The sequence below is a fragment of the Pseudomonas taiwanensis genome (assembly GCF_013393345.1).
Classification (GTDB): Bacteria; Pseudomonadota; Gammaproteobacteria; order Pseudomonadales; family Pseudomonadaceae; genus Metapseudomonas; species Metapseudomonas resinovorans_C.
Genome location: NZ_QJRF01000070.1, coordinates 35,773 through 55,706 on the forward strand (window position 1 = coordinate 35,773; position 19,934 = coordinate 55,706).

The window sequence follows — 19,934 nt, forward strand, 5'->3', positions numbered from 1 at the left end:
TCAGCGAATCGAGGCTCCGCGCTCAGCCAGCAATTGACGCAGCACGGAACGATGGCAACGTGCCTCATCTTCGCAGTAGCAACCCACCGCGAAATGGCTGCTGTGGGAAAGCGCTGACAGCAGGTCCAGCACCCGGGCCCCTTCCCCGCCCTCCATCTCGGCGCGATAGCGCTTGGCAAAGCGCGCCCAATCGACGTCGCTTTCAGCGGCCTTGCCCTCGGCCATCAGCTCGGCACTCGGAGCCAGCAATGGCAGCCAGGTGTCGTAGTAGTCACGGCTGGCGAACTCGGCCTTGGGTACACCCCGTGGCGGCCGGCGCACGGTGCCGATGCGCAACCCTTCATCGGCGGCTCGTGGAGTGCCCAGTTTGACGATGCTGATGCTCATCTCCCCTCCTCCTCAGCGGCTGCTGCCGGGCAGCACGCGGAAGTCCTCACTCTCTTCCAGGGCCTGAAGTGCCTCCAGCAGGGCGGGCGGAGGAACCACCAGCTTGCGTTGCTCCAGGTCGAACCAGCCGGCGGTGGAGGTCACCCGCGCAGCCAGGGTCCCGCCGCGATAGAACTCGTTGCGCAGCATCATCCGGCTGCCGTCCTCGGACAGGCCGGACAAGCGCATGCTGATGTCCATTTCGTCCAGCAGGTGGAATTCGCGGAAGTACTCGATCTCGTCCTTCATGACCACCGGTCCCAGGCGCAGGCGGCGGAACTCCGACATGGGGAAGCCGCGATCGGCGAAGTACATCATGCGCACGTCGGCGGACTTGTCGAGGTAGGCGGTGTTGCGCATGTGGGAGTTGAAGTCCATGTCGCCCCAACCGGCGATAAGGGTCTTCTGATACATGAGGAGTCTCCGCAGCAAGGGGTGTGGGGCTCACTTTATGGCCCAAAGTCCCTTTGCCATACTGGCGCGATTGACAACTTTGGTAGCGATCTCGCCATGAAGATCACCGTCCTCGCCCTCGAAGGGGTGTTCGATACCGGCCTGGCCACCGTCCTCGATGCATTGACCACCGCCAACGAACTGGCCGCTCTGCATAACCTGCCCTGCCCGCAGTTCGAGGTGGCCCTCGCGGGGGTACGGCCGCACGTGAAAAGCTCCCTGGGTTTCGGCGTTCCTGTGCGTCCAGCCATGGATTGCCCGATGCCGGAATGGGTGATTGTCCCGGCCATGGGCTACAAGATGCCCGACCCGTTGCAACAGGCCCTGGCGCGTCCCGATGTCGCCGATGCGGTCGCCACCCTGCGCGGCTGGGCCGAAGGCGGTGCGCGCATCGCCGCGGCCTGCATCGGCACCTTCGTGTTGGCGGAAACCGGCTTGCTGGACGGCCATGAGGCCACTACCACCTGGTGGCTGACACCGCTGTTCCGGCAACGTTATCCACAGGTGCAACTGGATGCCGGCCGGATGATCGTCAGCTCCGGGCAACTGGTAACCGCCGGCGCCGCCCTCAGCCACCTGGACCTGACCCTCTGGCTCATCCGCCAGACCAGCCCGGAGCTTGCCGCCCTGGTAGCGCGCTACCTGATCGTCGACTCGCGGCCGTCGCAATCGGCCTATGCCCTATCCGACCACCTGGCCCATGCCGACCCGCTGGTGCAACGCTTCGACCGCTGGGTACGTGAGCGCCTGGCGGAAGGCTTCAACCTCGATGCCGCAGCCAGCGAGCTGGCCACCAGCAAGCGCACCCTCGCCCGTCGCATTCACGAAGTGCTGGGCAAGACGCCCCTCGCTTATGTGCAGGACCTGCGCATCGAACGCGCCGTGCACCTGCTGAAAACCAGCGAGCACAGCGTCGACCAGGTGGCCGGGCTGGTGGGCTACGCCGACGGCGTAACCCTGCGCACTCTGCTGCGCAAGCGCCTCGGCAAGGGTATTCGCGAGCTGCGCGCCGGCTGAGTGGCGGGCGTTAGTCCCCTCGGACGATGCCACCTCCCGGCCTGGGTGGGAGTTTTGCCCCGGCAATACCCCATCCATGAGGAGCAGGAGAAACAGCCGATGAAGATGCTGGAAGGCAAGGTGGCATTGGTGACGGGCGGTGGTCAGGGCGTAGGCCAGGGGATCGCCCTGGCGCTGGCGGCCGAGGGCGCGCACGTAGCGGTGGCCGGGCGCACCCTGGCCACGCTGGAACAGACCTGTGAGCAGATCACGCAACGCGGAGGCCGCGCCCTGGCGGTGACCTGCGACGTGATGGACGCTGGAGATATCGAGCGCTGCGTCAGCGAGGTGGTGGACGCCTTCGGTGGCCTGAATATCCTGGTGAACAACGCGCAGATCGTGCCGTTGGGACGCATCCTGGACGTCACAGACGAAGAATTCGGCAAGGGCCTCGACTCCGGCCCGGTGGCAACCCTGAGGTTGATGCGCGCCTGTTATCCGCACCTCAAGGGCGACGGCGCGGTGATCAACCTGGCCTCCTCCGCCGCCGTGCGCTGGGATGCTTCGGGCTACGGACATTACGCCGCCACCAAGGAAGCCATCCGCGCACTCAGCCGCGGCGCGGCCTGCGAATGGGGGCCGGACGGCATCCGCGTCAACGTCATCGCCCCCCACGCCCTGTCACCCGGTCTTCGCGGCTGGATGGAAGCCTGCCCGGAAGAAGCCGCAGCCTTCGTCCGCAGCATTCCGCTGGGCCGGGTCGGTGATTGCGAGAACGATATCGGCCGCACCGTGGCCTTCCTGGTCAGCGACCATGCCCGCTACATGACCGGCGCAACCATCCCTCTGGATGGCGGCCAGGCGTACTGGGGCTGATGGATGGAACGAAAAAAGGGCGCTACCAAGCGCCCCTTTCTCCTTTGCCTCAGATCACCCGCGCTGGATGTTGCTGGCGCGGACTGCCAAGCATCTCGCGGTAGGACGGCGGCTGCCGGCCTTCGGCTTCGCTGATGCCATAACCCTGCGCCAGCTCCGCCGTCACCAGGGTTTGCCCGGAGAGGCTGGAAAGCTGCGGGTCGTTCAGCAAGGCATGGATCACCCGGCCGTTGAACTCCGGGGTTTCCGCCACGGCCAGGAAGGCTTCGTACTGGTCAGCGCGTTCGGCCCCGGCAATGGCGGTGCGCTCTGTGCGTTGCGGCCCCAGCCATAGCGACACCGCACCCACGCCCGTGCCTTCCAAGTCCACCGCCATGTCCGCAGCGAACTTGTCCACACCCGCCTTCTGCGCGCCATAGGCCGGGCCGTGCATGTAGCAGCCGGCGCCGTAGGACGAGACGAAGGCGATCAGACCGTGACCGTTCTTCACCAGCAACGGTGCCGCATGGTAGCTGGCGATGTAGGCCGAGCGCAGACCGACGTCGAGGATGTCCACCAGCTCCAGCGGCTTCTCCCAGAACGGACCGGGATCGATCAGGTTCTCGTGGAGGAAGGCGGCATTGTTCACCAGCAGATCGAGACGACCTTGCTCCCGTTCGATACGGGCGAAAAGTTCACGCACTTGCTCGTCGTCACGATGGTCGCAGGGCACGGCTATGCCCTGGCCGCCGGCACGGGTCACTGCTTCTGCGGTTTCGGCGAGACTGCCGGGCAGCAACTGGCCACGCAGGCGGCTGGCGCTTTCGGTGCCGGAGCGGCCGCTGAGGTAGACGGTCATGCCGGCGGCGCCGAGGGCAATGGCGATGCCCTTGCCGACGCCACGGCTGGCACCGGTGACCAGGGCAATGCGGGGTTTGTTTGCAGTCATCTCATGGACTCCTTGGAGTGGGCTGCTCTGTTGTGGGGGCGAATTCATTGGCTGAGTCAGCATTAAGTGTTGCAAGTAGCTGCATTGCCCGTAGGAGCTGGCTTGCCAGCGAATGACCCCTTTTTCGCTAGCAAGCTAGCTCCTACAAATTGGCGGTCAGGAGGGCAGACCCGCGGCCTGCTTGGCGAATGAATTCGCCCCTACAGGGTTCTGCTCCGCATCGTGGATATGACCGGCCGCCAGGAAGCCGAACACCATGGCCGGGCCGATGGTGGAGCCGGCGCCGGGATAGGTGCGGCCCATCATCGAAGCGGCGGTGTTGCCGATGGCATAGAGGCCGGCGATGGGGCTGCCATCCTCCCGCAGCACTCGGGCGTGCACATCGGTGAGCAGGCCGCCCTTGGTGCCGATGTCGCCGGCGTCCACCTTCACGGCGTAGTAAGGCGCCTGCAGCAGCGGCGCCAGGCAGGGGTTCGGCTGCACGGTGGGGTCGCCGTAGTAGCGATCGAACAACGAGTCGCCCTTGTGGAAATCTTCATCCCGGCCCGCTTCGGCCATGGGGTTGAAGCGTTCGACGGTGCGCAATAGCCCGGTCGGATCGACGCCGATCTGGCCCGCCAGCTCCACCAGGCTGTCGGCCTTGTGGAAGTAACCCTGCAAGTGCTTCGGCAGCCGGCTGTCGGGCATCGCGTAACCCGGCAACAGCGCGCCGCAGGGGTACTTGCGGCGGAACTCGGCATCGAACACCAGCCAGCAAGGCACACTGCGAGCGCCTTCGCTGTCGTGCTGATACATCGCATAGACGATGTCGGTGTACGGCGCGGCTTCATTGACGAAGCGCTGGCCGGCGGAGTCCACCATGATGCAGCCCGGCAAGGTGCGTTCGACGAACAGCGCGCGCTGCTTTTCCTCGCCCTCGACATGGGTGGTCGGTGCCCACCAACTGTGGTCCATCAACGCGGTAGCCGCACCCAGGGCTTGGCCGGCGCGAATGGCGTCGCCGGTGTTATAGGGCGGCGTGGCGCTCCAGTTGCTGCGGGACGGCTGCGGATGATACTGGCCGCGCATCTCCTGGTTACGCTCGAAACCACCGGCGCCGAGCACCACCCCACGACGGGCACGGATCAGCAGGCGGCGGCCATCGCGGATCACTTCGGCGCCCAACACCCGGCCGTCCTCCTCGATCAGGCGTTCGAGCCGGCAGTTGAGCCACAGCGGCACCTCGCGGTCCAGCAGGGAGCGGCGCAAGGCGGCGACCAGGGCGTTGCCCAGGGTCAGGAAGCGGTCGCGCTTCGAGCGCAGGCGCCCCGGCAGGTCGCGCCAGTAACGCCAGAGAATCTTCAGGGTCAGGCCGAACCAGCCGGGACCACGGCACAGCAGCACCTGCGCTTCCTTCATGGTCATGGCCATGCGGCCCATCATCAGGGTGCCGGGAGAAGGCTCACGCATGCGGGCGAACTCGTCCCCCAGCAGGCGGGCGTCGAAGGGCAGCGGGTCCATCGAGCGGTAACCGGCTTTGCCGCCGGGCACTTCCGGGTAGTAGTCGGCGTAGCGTGGCTGGGCTTCGAAACGCACACGTGAATTGGCTTCGAGATAGCGCACCACCTGGTGCCCCTGCTCCACGTATTGCTCGATGCGGCCGTCGTCGATCTCGCCATGGGTCACGGCCCGGATGTAGGCAATGGCTTGCTCCGCCGAATCCTCGCCGCCGAGGGCTTCGATGCGGTGGTTGCAGGGTATCCAGATACCGCCACCGGACACCGCCGAGGTGCCGCCATAGCGGTCGCTTTTCTCCACCACCAGCACCGTCGAACCGAGGTCTCGGGCCCGGAGCGCAGCGGTCATGGCGCCGGCTCCCGATCCCACCACCAGTACGTCGCAACTCTCGTCCCACTGCAGGCTGTTCGCGCTCATCGGGTTACTCCCTTGTTGTTCTGTCTGCGCAATCCAGCCGGATTCTCGACAGCCCTCCGCGCAGCAACATCGTCCATTGGGACTAGCGCAAGGCGCCTTGTGCCGGGCCGTTCCGCTTAGTCTTTTCGGACGATGTTGCGCCCTCTCGGTGACCACATAGTCAGCCCCGCCACACTCAACTCAATCTTGGGCCTGGCGGAACGAGCTGTGCCCAGACACGCCGAGAGCGACATCATGATAAGAACAAGAAAGGGGCATCCCCTTGCGCCGCTACACTCCGCGATCCGCTTCGCCTGCTTGGGGCTGGCCCTCGGTCAAGCCGGACAGAGCCATGCCCTGGCCTTCCAGCCCAACGAAGACCTGAAGATTTCCTGGGACACGACCCTCACCTACGCCCTCGCCTGGCGTACCGAGTCCCGCGATCACGCGCTGTCCAACGGCTTCCCGAATCCAGCCATCGCCAACATCGATGACGGCAACAACGCCTTCGACAAGGGCAGCCTGATCAACAACCGCGCCAGCTTCCTCACCGAGGCCAACTTCAACTGGCGTCAGGACTTCGGCCTGTTCATGCGTGCCAGCGGTTTCTACGACGACGTCTACAACCGCAGCAACGACAACGGCACCGGCACCTCCAACTGCCTCGCCGGGGGTGCCTGCTCGAAGGCCAACCACTTCCCCCACGACACCATCGACCAGCACGGCAAAGACGTGCGCATGCTCGACTCCTACGTCTACGGTGCCTGGGACATGGGCGGTCATGACCTCAACCTGCGCCTCGGCGACCAGGTCGTGAGCTGGGGTGAAAGCCTGTTCATCAGCAACGGCATTTCCTCCGCCATGAGCCCCGCCGATGGCACCAAGGCCAACACGCCGGGTGTCGAGATCAAGGAAATCTTCCTGCCGGTCGGCCAGCTCTTCGGCCAGATCAGCGTCACCGACAATCTCGGTTTGCAGGCCTACTACCAGTACGACTGGGACAAGACCGAGATCGACGGCGTCGGCAGCTATTTCTCGGTCACCGACCAGATGGACAAAGGCGGCTTCACCGACGCCTTCGGCCTGACCCGCCGGATCGACGACGACAAGCCCAGCGACAGCGGCCAGTACGGCGTGGCCATGACCTACGTGGCCGAGTCGCTGAACAACACCGAGTTCGGCCTCTACTACATCCGCTTCCACGACAAGGCGCCGACCCTGGACTTCCTCACCAACTGGAACTCCGCCCAGTACCAGGTGCGCTACTTCGACAACATCGACCTCTACGGTGCGAGCTTCTCCACCGTGCTCGGCGAAACCAACGTCAGCGGTGAAGTGAGCTACCGCGATGGCCAGCCGGTGCTGGTGGATACCGGCCTGACGCCTCACGCGGTGCGCGCCGAGACCCTGCAGGCGCAGGTGTCGTTCATCCATTCCTTCGGCGACCAGCCCTTTGCCGACAACACCACCCTGACCGGTGAGGTTGGCTACAACGAGGTGCTCAACAACGACCGTGCGCCCAGCTTCAACGTCTTCGTCCCGGACGGTTTCGGCGGTGCGGTGCCCATCACCACCAACAACACCGACGAGCTCTACAACGACAAGCGGGCCTGGGGTTACACCCTCAACCTGTCGCTGGACTACCTGAACATCTTCGAAGGCTGGGACCTGACCATTCCGCTGATCTACAGCCAGTCCCTCGGTGGCGATTCCTCCATGGCCGGCAGCTTCGGGATGGGTGAAGGCGACGACCGCCTCGGCATCGGCACCACCTGGCGCTACCTCAACAACTTCACCATCGAGGCTCGCTACAACGCCTTCCTCGGCGACGCCGGCGACACCCCGCTGGCAGACCGCGACAACTTCGGCCTCAGCGCCAAGTACAGCTTCTGATCCACCGCAGCAGGAGAGACGAGATGCAAGCGCACAACAACAAACCGCTCCTCATCGCCCTCTTCGCCGCCAGCCTGGCCAGCACTCCCGTGCTGGCCAAGGTCAGCCCCGAAGAAGCCGCCCGTCTTGGCAAGGACCTGACCCCCATGGGCGCCGAAATGGCCGGCAACGCCGATGGCAGCATTCCCGCATGGAGCGGCAAATGGCTGGGTGCACCGCCCCATGTGAAATTCGATGGCAGCGGCAGCAAACGACCCGATCCCTATGCGGGTGAAAAGCCGCTGTTCACCATCACCGCGGCCAACGTGGAGCAGTACAAGGACAAGCTCTCCGACGGCCAGTTGGCGCTGTTCAAGCGCTACCCGGACACGTACCGGATAGTCGTTTACCCGAGCCATCGCGACTTCCGCTTCTCGCCCGTGGTAGAGGCCAACCTCAAGCACAACGCCGTCAGCGCTGAGCTGGTGAATGAAGGCAACGGCGTGACCAACGCGTTCGGCGGTTCGCCCTTCCCCATCCCGAAGAACGGCTACGAGCTGATGTGGAACCAGAACCTTCCGGCACGAGCCTGGAAGGAAGAAGCCACCTACAACATGTCCCTGGTGCTGGCCAACAACAACCGCGTGGACGAGAAGGTCGGCTACCAGATCCTCTCCCTCTGGGATGACCCCAAGGGCTCGGTCGAAGGCTTCGATGGCACCCAGGCCTGCGCCATGATCAGCACCCAGGAACCGGCTCGGAAGAAGGGCGAGATCATCCTCAGCTGCGACTTCACCGACCCGCTGGCCAAGCCGCGCCAGGCCTGGCAGTACCTGCCCGGCAACCGTCGCGTGCGTCGCGCGCCCACCATCGGCTACGACACGCCCTACGGCGCAGGTGGTTTCCGAGTGATGGACGAGGACCGCCTGTTCAACGGCGCCCCCGACCGCTACGACTGGAAGCTGCTGGGCAAGAAGGAGATGTACATCCCCTACAACAACTACGCCCTGGATGACCCGGACCTGCCCGTCAAAGAGCTGACCTCCGGCACCGGCCACATCAACCCCGACCATGTGCGCTTCGAGCTGCACCGCGTCTGGGTACTGGAAGCGACCCTCAAGCCGGGCAAGCGCCATGTCTATGGCAAGCGCATGTTCTACCTCGACGAGGACAGCTGGGCCGCCGCGCTGGGTGATAACTACGACGGCAAGGGCCAGCTCTGGCGCACCAACACCCAGACCTCGGTGTACGCCTATGAGATCCAGGCCTTCCACGCCCGCGTGGCGGTGTACCAGGACCTGATCGCCGGCTCCTACCTGGCCGACCGCCTGGTCAACGGGCTGAAGCCGGCAAAGCTGAACGAAGCGAACTTCGACGCCAGCTACTTCACCGCCGCCAACCTGCGCAAGCTGGGTAAATAAGTCCGGCGCGCCCTGGCCCCGATACCGCGCAAAGCGGCGGGGCCGGGGCTTTCCCTGCCCATCCACGGAACCCTTGAACATGTTCATGAGATACCCCGCGCCCGTGCTCGGCGCCCTGCTGGTCGCCAGCATCGCCAGTACCTCCGCCCTGGCCAAGGTCAGCCCCGAAGAAGCCGCACGCCTCGGCCAGGAACTGACGCCCACCGGTGCCGAAAAAGCTGGCAACGCCGACGGCAGCATTCCTGCCTGGAGTGGCAAGTGGCGCGGTGCCCCGCCCCAGGTGCAGTTCGCCGGTAGCGGCAATAAGCACCCCGATCCTTACGCGGGCGAAAAACCGTTGTTCACCATTACCGCCGAGAACATGGCGCAGTACGCCGACCAGCTCTCCGACGGTCAGAAGGCGCTGTTCCAGCGCTATCCAAAGAGCTTCACGATGCCCGTCTACCCGAGCCACCGGGACTTCCGGTACGCCCAGTGGGTCGAGGACGCGATCAAGCAGAACGCCCTGAACGCCGAACTGGTGAATGACGGTAACGGCGTGGCGAATGCCTATGGCGGAGCGCCCTTCCCCATTCCGAAAAACGGCTACGAACTGATGTGGAACCACAACCTCCACACCGTGGCCTGGAAGGAAGACGCCACCTACAAGATGGCCCTGACCCTGTCCAACGGTAACCGCCAGTTCGAACTGGTGAACTACAAGATCCTCTCGCCGTGGACCGATCCCCAGGGGACCGCCGGTGCCTTCAACGGCATCCAGGCGCACTTCATGATCACCACCATGGAACCCACCCGGAAACGGGGCGAGATCTTCCTCGGCAACGAGTTCACCGACCCGCTGGCCCAGCCGCGCCAGAGCTGGCAATACCTGCCCGGCAACCGTCGCGTGCGTCGCGCGCCCACCGTGGCCTACGACACCCCGTACGGCGCCGGCGGCTTCCGCGTGATGGACGAGGACCGCCTGTTCAACGGTGCCCCCGACCGCTACGACTGGAAACTGGTGGGCAAGAAAGAGCTGTACATCCCCTACAACAACTACCGGCTCGACGACCCGGCGGTGAAGCTCGACCAACTGTTGTCCACGAACGGTCACATCAATCCGGAATACATGCGCTACGAGAAGCACCGCGTCTGGGTGCTGGAAGCCACTCTCAAGCCCGGCAAACGCCACGTCTACGGCAAGCGCGTGATGTACCTGGACGAAGACACCTGGGCCGCCGCCCTGGCCGACAACTACGACGGCAAGGGCCAACTCTGGCGTACCAACATGCAAGCCTCGATCTACGCCTATGAGCTGCAGGGCTTCCATGCCCGCGTCGCGGTCTATCACGACCTGATCGCCGGCTCCTACCTGGCCGACCGCCTGATCAACGACCAGGACGCGCCGAAGCTCAATGCCAGCGACTTCGACGCCAGTAACTTCACAGTCGCGAGCCTGCGCAAGCAGGGTCGCTGATCCCGGGCATGCCGGGTGGCGATGCCGCAATGGCGTCGCCACCCGGCAGCAGTTGCAACAGCACCCTCGAAAGCCTGTAACAAATCGACCCTAGGGTCAGCTTTTTCCAAACAGCCCCACCTCACGAGGAAACAACAATGAAAACGCTGTTGAGCGCCGGCATCTGCCTGGCCGCCCTTGGCCTGTCCGCGCAGGCCAGTGCCCTGAACATCCTCCTGACCAACGACGACGGCTGCCGCGCTCCCGGCATCGACGCCGTCTACCAGGCGCTGGTCGCCGCCGGCCACCAGGTCACCCTGGTCGGCCCGCAGAACGACAGCAGCGGCATCGGCGCGGCCAGCGTCGTAGTGCCCGGCCAGGCCGTCGCCATTACCCAGCTCGCCCAGGACAAGTACTGCGTCGGCGCCCCCGCCGGCTACACCCCGCCGGCTGGCAAGACATCCGCCATCGGTACTCCGGTGGACGCGGTGAACGTGGGCCTCGACCTGCTGCTCAAGGACAACCGCCCGGACCTGGTGGTCTCCGGCACCAACTTCGGCGACAACGTCGGCCCGCTGACGCAGATGTCCGGCACCGTCAACGCAGCCGTCCGCGCCATGTTCAAGGGCGTGCCGGCAGTGGCCGTGTCCACCGCCATCGACCTGCAACTGATCGCCCAGAACCCGCAGGCCGGCTACCAGAAAACCCTCAACGCCATGGACGACACCGCGCGCTTCGCCGTTCGCGTGATCAACCGCGCGGCCGCCCTCGGGGCCGAGGCGAAACGCATCTGCGACAAGAGCCGTGGCAAGGCCAAGCCTTACTGCGAAACCAACGTGATCGGCCTGCCGGGCAACACCGGGCTGAACATCAACTACCCGGCACTGGAATCGGGCGAAGTCACCGGCGTGGCCTTCGCGCCGATCAGCGATTGGGGCAACGTGGTCTTCCAGCCGCAGCAAGGCGCTGACGGTGTGGTACGGGTGAACCTCGTCCCTCCGCCCGCCCCCACCGCCGAGCAGAAGCAGGGTGACTCCTACCAGTTGTCCCTCGGCAAAGCGGTGATCACCCCCATCGACGGCAACTACACCGCCTCGCCGCTGGTCCAGGCGCAGGCGAAGCTGATGCTGGGTGGCGTGAAGCCCTAAGCTTTCGGTGATGAAAAAAGAGCCCCGCGAATGCGGGGCTTTTTTGTGCGACCTATGCGGACCTGATACCGCGCCACGTTGGGCTTCGCTGCGCTCTGCCCAACCTACAAAAGCGCATCGTGCGTCGGGGGGAGCCGATGAAGCGCGGTCCCTTGTAGGTTGTGTCTGAGCTACGCGAAGCCCAACGGTGCGGACCTGAACCCACGCCACGTTGGGCTTCGCTGCGCTCGCGGAACGCCGCCCGGCCCAACCTACAAAAGCGCATCGTGCGTTGGGGAACCGATGAAGCGTGGTCCCTTGTAGGTTGTGGCTGAGCTACGCGGCTACCAGGGCGACGCCTTCGGGGAATGCTTCACGAGTCACGGGTGTTCGTTTTTGTTGTGAATAACTCGGAGTCAAAGCTTCCTGGTGTGGGGGCGAATTCATTCGCTATGGACTGCGAAGCAGTCACCCAGGCAGACCTGCGTCCTGCTTAGCGAATGAATTCGCCCCCACAGAAAAATCAGTGCCAGCGCAGCGCTAGGCAAACACCGCAGGCTGGTTCAGCACGCAGCGAATCCCACCCGGCAACCCCATGCTGGCCACGCACTGGTTGCAGTGCGTACAGGCACTGCGCCAGGTCGAGCCTTCCTGCTGCAGGCGTTGCGGCAGGTGCGGGTCATTGAGCAGGGCGCGGCCGAGCGCGAGGAAATCGAAGCCTTCCTCCGCTGCCTTCGCCATGCCTTCACCGCTGGCCACGCCGCCCAGGTACACCAGGGGCATGGACACTGCCTTGCGCATCTGCCGGGCGAGTTCGAGGAAGTACAGCTCCTCGAATGGCAGGTCGGGGAAGCTGGCGCCGCCGAACCATTTCATCGCGGTGCGCTGCAACGGGTTCTTTTCCAGCGGCACCATCTGCGCCAGCGGGCTATCGCCGCGGAAGAGGAACATCGGCGTACGGCTGACCAGCCCGCCGCTCATGACGATGGCGTCCAGCCCTGCGCTTTCCAGCAGGCGCGCGGCCTCGCAGGCTTCTTCGATCTGCAGGCCACCGGCAAAGCCATCGCTGAGATTGAGCTTGGCCAGAATCGGGAAATCGCGCCCCACCGCCCCACGCACGGCGGCCAGCACCTGCAGTGGCAGGCGCATTCGGTTCTCCAGTGCGCCGCCGTAGGAATCGCGGCGCTTGTTCAGGGCCGGCGAAATGAACTGGCTGAGCAGGTAGCCGTGTCCCATGTGGATTTCGATGGCATCGAAGCCCGCATCACGGACCAGGCTGGCCGCTGCTGCGTACTCAGCAACGGTGCGGCCGATGTCGGCCATGCCCATGGCACCGCCGAAGGGAATGCCGGAGAACAGGCCGTACTGGTTGATGCAGGCACTCGGGCCGCGAGGACGTGGAATGTTCAGCGGACGGTTGCGGCTGAAGTAGCCGCAGTGGGCCAGTTGGGCGGAAATGGCGCCGCCCTCGGCGTGCACGGCCGCTGTCAGGCGTTTCAGCTGCGGGAAGATGCCGGCGTGCATCCACATCTGGTCGGGGAAAGTCAGGCCGTCGGGCGAGACGCCACAATAGGCCACGGTGGTCAGGCCGACGCCGCCGCGAGCCACGCTCGCGTGATGGTTGATCAGGTCGTCGCCGGGAATCCCGCCCGGGCACATGCCCTCAAAGGTGGCCGTCTTGATCAGCCGATTGCGCAGCTGAAGCCCGGCCAGTCGAGCCGGTTGCAGCAAACTGTCGAGGTGCTGGTTCATGCCTGCTCCCGATCGAAGGGGACGAATTCGGCGACTTCCAGCTCGAAGCCGGACACCGCCTTGAAGTTCACCGGGAAGCTCAGCAGGCGCATCTTGCGAACGCCCACGTCCCGCAGGATCTGTGCGCCGATCCCCAGCGTGCGCTGCGGAAAGCTCGGGGGGCGGAGCTTGTGCTCACCCTGCTGGAGTTGTTCGATCAGCGCGGCCGGCGTTTCCTGATGAGCCAGCAGGACCACAACGCCTGCGCCCTCCTCCGCCACCTTCGCCAGTGAGCGGTCGAGGTTCCACTGCCCGGGGTGGCTGTCGAGCAGGTCCCGCAGGGTTTCCGCCGCCTGAACCCGCACCAGCGCTGGCCGGTCGCGGCGGACTTCGCCACGTACCAGAGCCAGGTGCAGTTGTCCCTCGTAGTCGTCCAGGTAGGTGATGACGCGGAACTCGCCGTGACGGGTCTGGATCGGGTACTCGCCCGAGCGGCGGATGGTGCCCTCATGGAGGATGCGGTAGTGGATCAGGTCGGCCACGCTGCCCAGCGGCAGGCCGTGCCGCTCCGCGAAGTCGCGCAGGGCCTGGCCGCGTGCGGGTTCGCCGTCTTCATCGAGAATGCTCACCAGCACGGCGGCGGGCATGAGGCCGGCGAGGCGCGCCAGGTCGCACGCAGCCTCGACATGTCCGGCACGCTGCATCACGCCGCCCGGCTGAGCACGCAAGGGGAAGATGTGACCGGGCTGCACCAGGTCGCTCGCGACGCTCGTCGGGTCCACCGCGACCGATACCGTGCGTGCGCGATCGGCCGCGGAGATGCCGGTGGAAACCCCGGTGCGCGCCTCGATGGACAGGGTGAACCCCATGCCGTGGCGGGCCCGCGAGTTGGGCACCATGAGTTCCAGGCCGAGGGCCTTGCAACGCTCCTCGGTGAGCGCCAGGCAGATCAGCCCGCGTGCTTCGCGAGCCATGAAGTTGATGGCGTCGGCATCGGCGCGGCCGGCGGCGATCACCAGCGAGCCTTCGCCTTCGTCTTCGTCGGTCACCACCAGCATCGTGCCGCTGGCCATGGCCTCGATCAGTCGCTGCGGGCTGTCCATGGGTACTCCTTTCAGTTCAATGCGCGGCGCAGGTCGGCACAGGCGGATTCGAGCGCTGCCTGGGCCCGACTGACGAACGCGGACATGCTGATGAATCCGTGGATCATGCCTTCGCAACGCTCCAGGCGGACCTGCACCCCAGCCTTTTGCAGGCGCTGGGCAAAGGCTTCGCCTTCATCGCGCAAGGGGTCGTATTCGGCGCTGATCAGGGTGGTGGGCGGCAGACCGGCCAGGTCCTCGGCGCGCACGGGGGACGCCAGGGCGTCGTCGACCAGTTCGGTGCGCGGCAGGTATTGGCTCCAGAACCAGCGCATCTGTTCGCGGGTGAGGAAGTAGCCCTCGGCAAAGGCTTCATGGGATGCGCTGTCGCAACGGGCATCGGTGGCTGGATAGAACAGGCACTGCCAGGCAATGCGCGGGCCCTTGCGAATGTGTGCCAGTCGGCTCACGGCAATGGCGAGGTTGCCCCCGGCACTGTCTCCGGCCAGGGCCAGGCGACTGGCATCGAAGCCCAGTTCGCGGGCACGCTCCACCAGGTCGCAGGTGGCGCGGTAGCAGTCGTAAGGCGCCGCCGGGAAGCGGCTCTCCGGCGCCAGTCGGTAGGCCACCGACACCACTACGGCGTTGCACAGGCGCGCGAGGCTGCGGCAGAGGTTGTCGTGGGTGTCTAGGTTGCCGATGACGAAACCACCGCCATGGAAGAACACCAGCAGGGGAAGGTCGTTACGATCCTCCGGTCGGTAGAGCCGTGCATCCAGCTCGCCTTCGGCGCCCGCCAGGCGCAGGTTGCGCACCTCGAACAGGCGATCACCGGGAATCGGCGGCATCAGGTTGTCGCAGAACTGCCGGTACTGCACGGGGTCGAGCTGGCTGTAGTCCGGTTGCGGCATGCCGCTGAATTGCTGGAGCACGGCGGCGATCTGGGGATCGAGGGACATGGTGGCGGTCCTTAGGCTTCGGCCATCTGGAAGACCGGGTTGGTCTCGTCGAGGATGCTGGTGAGGCGCCGTTCCAGCGCCGGTTTGAAATTCTTGTGGGGCAGCAGCCAGAAGCGTCCGGCCTCGATGCCGGCGAAGACTTCGCGAGCAAGGTCACGCGGGTCCATGCCTTGGCGGATGCTGCTGTCGAGGAGCGCGTCGAGCTGGCCGGTGGCGGCGCCAGCGACCCGGTTGGACGTCATGATGTCGCTGGCCACGGGTCCCGGGCAGAGCACCGCCACAGCGACCTGGGACTGCAACACGGCCAGTTCGTAGTGGAGGGTTTCCGACAGCGCCACCACCGCCTGCTTGCTGACGGTGTACGGGCCGAGCATGGGGCTGCAGACCAGTCCGGCCAGGGACGCGGTGTTGACCACCTGTGCCGGGCGTTGCTGGGCGAGCAGCAGCGGAACGAAGCTGCGGATGCCGTTGATCACGCCACCCAGGTTGATATCCAGCAGGCGCTGCCAGCGGCTGGCCTCGATCTCCCAACTGAAGCCGGTCTGCATGATGCCGGCATTGTTGAAGAGCAGATCGACGCCGCCGAAACGTTCGACGGCGAGATCGCGCAAGGCATCCACCTGGTCCGCGTCACCCACGTCGGCTACGCGGCTGACCACTTCGACACCCTGCTCCTGAAGCTGCGCGGCAAGGGCCGCCAGGCGCTGCGGGTCCACATCGCTCAGCACCAGACGCAGACCACGTGCGCCCCCTTCTTCCGCCAGGCCGCGACCTATGCCGCCGGCTGCACCGGTGATCACCGCCACCTGGCCCTGTTCGATTCGCATGGCTGACGCCCCTTGCTCTTGTTGTTGTCGGAGCCAGTAGAGCCGCTTCGGCTGGCCAATCCATCGTCCGAGCGGACGAGGGCGTGGCTCACTCGGCGACTTGCAGGACCTGCTTGCGCCGCACGCGGCCCTGCTGGAGGCGTTCGTGGGCACTGGCCACCTCAGCCAGCGGCAGCAGGTCGAGGGCGGGTGGGCGCACTCGGCCAGCGGCCAGCAGGCTGGCGATGCGTCCCAGCATTTCGCCGCTGGGCATGCGGCTGTAGGCCACCGCCGTGCGCAGTCCGCGTCGAGCCGCTTCGGCATGGTCGGGGCCAGAATCGCCCGGTGCCAGGGTAAGGATGGCGACGAGGGCACCACCGGGGCGCAACAGGTCGAGACCGTTCGGCAGGCTGCCGCCCCCGATGCAGTCGAGCACCAGGTCCACACCTTCCGGCGCCCATTGCCCGAGTGCCTTGTGGATATCTTCGGATCGATAGTCGATGGCGAGCTCGGCACCCAGGACGCATGCCTGGCTGGCATTGGCGGCGCTGCACGTTGTGGCGATCCGCGCCCCGGCACAGCGGGCGAACTGGATGGCGAATCCGCCTACCGCGCTACCGCCACCATGAATCAGGACGGTCTGGCCGGGTCGCAGCGCGCCCTCTTCGAGCAGGCCGGTCCAGGCAGCCAGTGCCGGAGTCGGCACGGCAGCCGCAGCAGCGAAGTTGAGGTTGTCCGGCATGGGCACCAGGGAATCGCGGGATACGCAGGCGTACTCGGCGTAGGCCCCCCATTTGCCGGCGCCGACATCGCTCTGGGCGAAGACCCGGCTGCCCGGAACCAGATCATTCACACCTTCACCCAGTTCGGCGACGGTGCCAGCGAGGTCGAAGCCGAGGATGAAGGGGAAGCGATAGTCGAGGAAGCCGCCGAGGTAACCCTCGCGGCACTTCCAGTCCGCCGGATTGACCCCGGCGCAGACCACCCGCACCAGCACTTCACCGGGGCCAGGGCGGGGGCGTTCGACTTCCGTCAGTTGCAGTACCTCGGCTCCACCAAGGCGTTCGATGACCACTGCGCGCATGCGAGTCTCCGAGTCAGTTTCCAATTGAGTGGCGCGCCTGGGAGCAGTCTTGCCCGAAGGGACAAATGGCATGGGCGACGCACATCGGTTGATGTCAGCGCCTGTTTGTTGCGCTTGCCCGCAGTAAAACCGCGTCGCCGACCAGGGCCATCGTCCGATCAGACGATGCCGGGAAATGCTGGCTCCGCAGAATCCGTTCAGTGCATCCGCTGCGCCGTTCTGCCTGAGCCGCAAGCAGCCCTCGAGAACCCCGATGGGAGAACAAGAACATGAGTACCCTGCACCGAATCGAAGCCAAGCAGCTGGAACCGCGCTTCGCGCGAGGCTGGCATTGCCTGGGACTGGCCGCGCAGTACCGCGACGGCAAGGCGCACCGCCTGGATGTGTTCGGCACCCGCCTGGTGGCCTTCGCCGGGGAAGACGGTCAGATCCGCATCCTCGACGGGTTCTGCCCGCACATGGGCGCGGACCTGAGCCAGGGCTGCGTCGAAGGCGACGCAATCCGCTGCCCCTTCCACGAATGGCGTTGGCGCGCCGACGGCGTGTGCGATGACATTCCCTACGCCAAGCGCATCCCCCCACGGGCGAAAATCAAGTCCTGGCCGGTGTCGGAGCAGAACAATCTGCTGTTCGTCTGGAACGATCCAGAAGGCAATGGGCCGATCGAGGAGCAGGCGATCCCGCGCATCGACGCTTCCTTCAGCGATGAGTGGGCCGACTGGGAAGTGGCGGAGCTGAAGATCGACACCAACTGCCGCGAGTTGATCGACAACATCTCCGACATGGCTCACTTCGACGCGGTGCACGGCACCGATCTCAACCATTTCAGCAACACCTTCGAGCGCCACATGGCGGTTCAGGTGATGCGCGGCAGCAGCGCGCGCCTGTCCGGCGACAGTGAGCTGACCACGGTGGCGACCTACTACGGCCCGGCCTACCAGATCACCGAAATGACCGGTGCCATGGGTGGTGTGCCGATCCATTCGATCCTGCTCAACTGCCACGTCCCCATCGACCTGAACAGCTTCACCCTGCGCTACGGCGTGCTGGTGAAGAAGGTGCCCGGACTGACCGACGAGCAGAACCGCGAAATGGCCAGGGCCTATGTGCAGCAGGCCCAGAACGCCTTCTATGAAGACGTGGCCATCTGGCACAGCAAGACCCGTGTGGACAACCCGCTGCTGTGCGATGGCGACGGTCCGGTCTACCAGCTGCGCAAGTGGTACGACCAGTTCTACACCGACATCGCCGAGCTGCCCGCCAGCCTCGCCGAACCGCGTTCGTTCGTTGTTCTGGACATCACCGAAACCGCCTGAGTTCGGTCGGGATCGATCGTCTCCCGATCAGTGGGAGACGATCAGCCTTGATGAATGATCCCGTTAGTCTGTAAGAAGCTCCCTACAAAAATAAAAAGCGGTTCAGATATGGCACACAATCTCACGCTCGATGAGTTCAGCGGGATGCTCGGCAACCTCTATCAGGGACCGCTGGAAGACATCCCCTGGGCAACCTTTCTCAATCAGTTGAACCAGTACCTGCAGAGCAAGTACGTCACCTTCATCCTGCGGCCGCCGAGCGAGCATGCCGAGGGTCTGATGGTCAACACCACCGGCAGCTCCTCCGAAGTCACGGCGTCCTACAACAAGCACTTCTTCGCCCTGGACCCCTTCGTCGGCCTGCCCAACCGACAGGTGGTGACCAACAGCGAATTCCTTTCCCGTACGGAATGGGAAGAGTCGGAGTTCTTCAAGAGCTTCCTGGAGCCGGTGGGTGTGTTCCACATTCTCGGCGCCGACATCCGGACCAGCGACGGCGCGCAATGCCGCATCCGTGTCAGCCGGGGTCGCGAGGACGCTGAGTTCACCGAAGACGACAAGGCGCTGGTGGCGCAGTTCATCCCGCACCTGGAACGCTCGATCAAGATCCACATGCAGCTCAACCGCATCGAGACCGAGCGCAACCTGTATGCCGGTGCGGTGGATCAGCTCGCCGTGGGCACCATCATCCTCGACGAGGACGGCAAGGTACTGCAGACCAACCGCGTGGCCGAACGCCTCCTGCACGACAAGGACGGCCTCAAGCTGGTCAACGATGGCTTGCAGGTGGGTAACCCACGGGATACCCAGGAGTTTCGCCGGCTGGTGAAGCAGGCCCTGCAATCGCAGAAGAACAACCTCCCTTCGGTGGTGGAGGCCCTGCGCGTGCAGCGGCCGTCCGGCAAGGCGGACCTCGGCATCATCGTGCGCTCGGTGCCGCTGTCGGCCTGGAACGAAGGCAAGCAGTGCCCATCGGTGGTGATCTTTATCAGCGACCCCGAGCAGGAATCCAGCGCCCCCCAGGAGATCGTCAAGGCGCTGTTCGACCTGACGCCCGCCGAAGCCCAACTGGCCATGCTGCTGGCCAACGGCCTGACCCTGGACGAGGCGTCCGACGCCCTGGGGATCAGCCGCAATACCGCACGGGCGCATCTGCGCTCCACCTTCTCCAAGACCGGCGTGACCCGCCAGACAATGCTGGTGCGGTTGATCCTGCGCAGCGTGGCGACGCTGGGCTGAGCGGTCCGGCCCGCGCCGCTTTTGTAGGAGCGAGCTTGCTCGCGAATAGCCCCCGTGCGCGACCCTTCGCCAGCGAGCTGGCTCCTACAGCGAGTGCGACGTTGGGCTGAGCGGTCCGGCCCGCGCCGCTTTTGTAGGAGCGAGCTTGCTCGCGAATAGCCCCCGTGCGCGGCCGTTCGCCAGCAAGCTGGCTCCTACAGCTGGTGCGAGCGGTCCGGCCCGCGCCGTTTTTGTAGGAGCGAGCTTGCTCGCGAATAGACCCGCGCGCAGCCGTTCGCCAGCAAGCTGGC

General features: G+C 65.3%; 17 protein-coding genes. 8 read left to right on the forward strand and 9 right to left on the reverse strand.

What is annotated here, in order from left to right; all coding sequences use genetic code 11:
* Both DM872_RS23080 and DM872_RS23085 read right to left on the reverse strand, forming a co-directional pair.
* Positions 1–387 (reverse strand): DUF488 domain-containing protein, encoded by a 387-nt coding sequence (locus DM872_RS23080; RefSeq protein ID WP_179061614.1) that lies wholly within the window; start codon positions 385–387, stop codon positions 1–3.
* Between the two features lie 12 nt (positions 388–399).
* On the reverse strand, positions 400–840 hold the full coding sequence (locus tag DM872_RS23085; RefSeq protein WP_179061615.1) for a thioesterase family protein: 441 nt from the start codon (positions 838–840) through the stop codon (positions 400–402).
* Positions 841–936: 96 nt separating this feature from the next.
* Between DM872_RS23085 and DM872_RS23090 the strand changes: the two genes are divergently transcribed.
* Both DM872_RS23090 and DM872_RS23095 read left to right on the forward strand, forming a co-directional pair.
* On the forward strand, positions 937–1,896 hold the full coding sequence (locus DM872_RS23090; RefSeq protein WP_179061616.1) for a GlxA family transcriptional regulator: 960 nt from the start codon (positions 937–939) through the stop codon (positions 1,894–1,896).
* A gap of 99 nt (positions 1,897–1,995) precedes the next feature.
* A complete protein-coding gene (locus tag DM872_RS23095) occupies positions 1,996–2,751 on the forward strand; it encodes an SDR family NAD(P)-dependent oxidoreductase (RefSeq protein WP_179061617.1) in 756 nt (251 codons plus the stop codon).
* A 49-nt stretch (positions 2,752–2,800) separates the two neighbouring features.
* On the opposite strand, the gene DM872_RS23100 is transcribed toward DM872_RS23095, so the two are convergent.
* Complete coding sequence (locus DM872_RS23100; RefSeq protein WP_179061618.1) at positions 2,801–3,679, reverse strand: SDR family NAD(P)-dependent oxidoreductase; 879 nt, start codon at positions 3,677–3,679, stop codon at positions 2,801–2,803.
* Between the two features lie 156 nt (positions 3,680–3,835).
* Positions 3,836–5,593 (reverse strand): FAD-dependent oxidoreductase, encoded by a 1,758-nt coding sequence (locus DM872_RS23105; RefSeq protein WP_179061619.1) that lies wholly within the window; start codon positions 5,591–5,593, stop codon positions 3,836–3,838.
* Between the two features lie 234 nt (positions 5,594–5,827).
* On the opposite strand from DM872_RS23105, the gene DM872_RS23110 reads away from it, so the two are divergent.
* The 4 genes from DM872_RS23110 (at position 5,828) to surE (ending at position 11,448) form a co-directional block, all read left to right on the forward strand.
* Complete coding sequence (locus DM872_RS23110; RefSeq protein WP_179061620.1) at positions 5,828–7,465, forward strand: DUF1302 domain-containing protein; 1,638 nt, start codon at positions 5,828–5,830, stop codon at positions 7,463–7,465.
* Between the two features lie 23 nt (positions 7,466–7,488).
* Positions 7,489–8,865 (forward strand): DUF1329 domain-containing protein, encoded by a 1,377-nt coding sequence (locus DM872_RS23115; protein WP_179061621.1) that lies wholly within the window; start codon positions 7,489–7,491, stop codon positions 8,863–8,865.
* Positions 8,866–8,944: 79 nt separating this feature from the next.
* Positions 8,945–10,321, forward strand: a complete 1,377-nt coding sequence (locus tag DM872_RS23120) for a DUF1329 domain-containing protein (protein ID WP_256873460.1) — start codon at positions 8,945–8,947, stop codon at positions 10,319–10,321.
* Positions 10,322–10,458: 137 nt separating this feature from the next.
* On the forward strand, positions 10,459–11,448 hold the full coding sequence (surE, locus tag DM872_RS23125) for a 5'/3'-nucleotidase SurE (RefSeq protein ID WP_179061622.1): 990 nt from the start codon (positions 10,459–10,461) through the stop codon (positions 11,446–11,448).
* A gap of 519 nt (positions 11,449–11,967) precedes the next feature.
* Here surE and DM872_RS23130 read toward each other — a convergent pair.
* The 5 genes from DM872_RS23130 to DM872_RS23150 form a co-directional block, all read right to left on the reverse strand.
* Positions 11,968–13,179: an NADH:flavin oxidoreductase gene (locus DM872_RS23130; RefSeq protein ID WP_179061623.1), complete on the reverse strand. Its 1,212-nt coding sequence runs from the start codon at positions 13,177–13,179 to the stop codon at positions 11,968–11,970.
* Positions 13,176–14,261 (reverse strand): 3,4-dihydroxy-2-butanone-4-phosphate synthase, encoded by a 1,086-nt coding sequence (gene ribB / locus DM872_RS23135; RefSeq protein WP_179061624.1) that lies wholly within the window; start codon positions 14,259–14,261, stop codon positions 13,176–13,178. Before ribB ends, DM872_RS23130 begins: the two co-directional genes overlap by 4 nt.
* Positions 14,262–14,272: 11 nt before the next feature.
* Complete coding sequence (locus DM872_RS23140) at positions 14,273–15,199, reverse strand: alpha/beta hydrolase (RefSeq protein WP_179061625.1); 927 nt, start codon at positions 15,197–15,199, stop codon at positions 14,273–14,275.
* Between the two features lie 11 nt (positions 15,200–15,210).
* The gene (locus tag DM872_RS23145) at positions 15,211–16,026 is read right to left on the reverse strand and encodes an SDR family NAD(P)-dependent oxidoreductase (protein ID WP_179061626.1); all 816 of its coding nucleotides are present in this window, start codon (positions 16,024–16,026) and stop codon (positions 15,211–15,213) included.
* A gap of 88 nt (positions 16,027–16,114) precedes the next feature.
* On the reverse strand, positions 16,115–17,089 hold the full coding sequence (locus tag DM872_RS23150) for an NADP-dependent oxidoreductase (protein WP_179061627.1): 975 nt from the start codon (positions 17,087–17,089) through the stop codon (positions 16,115–16,117).
* 269 nt (positions 17,090–17,358) lie between these two features.
* On the opposite strand from DM872_RS23150, the gene DM872_RS23155 reads away from it, so the two are divergent.
* Both DM872_RS23155 and DM872_RS23160 read left to right on the forward strand, forming a co-directional pair.
* Positions 17,359–18,405, forward strand: coding sequence for a Rieske 2Fe-2S domain-containing protein (locus DM872_RS23155; RefSeq protein WP_179061628.1), 1,047 nt, complete (start codon positions 17,359–17,361; stop codon positions 18,403–18,405).
* A 108-nt stretch (positions 18,406–18,513) separates the two neighbouring features.
* On the forward strand, positions 18,514–19,644 hold the full coding sequence (locus DM872_RS23160) for a LuxR C-terminal-related transcriptional regulator (RefSeq protein WP_179061629.1): 1,131 nt from the start codon (positions 18,514–18,516) through the stop codon (positions 19,642–19,644).
* The last annotated feature ends 290 nt before the right edge of the window (positions 19,645–19,934 follow it).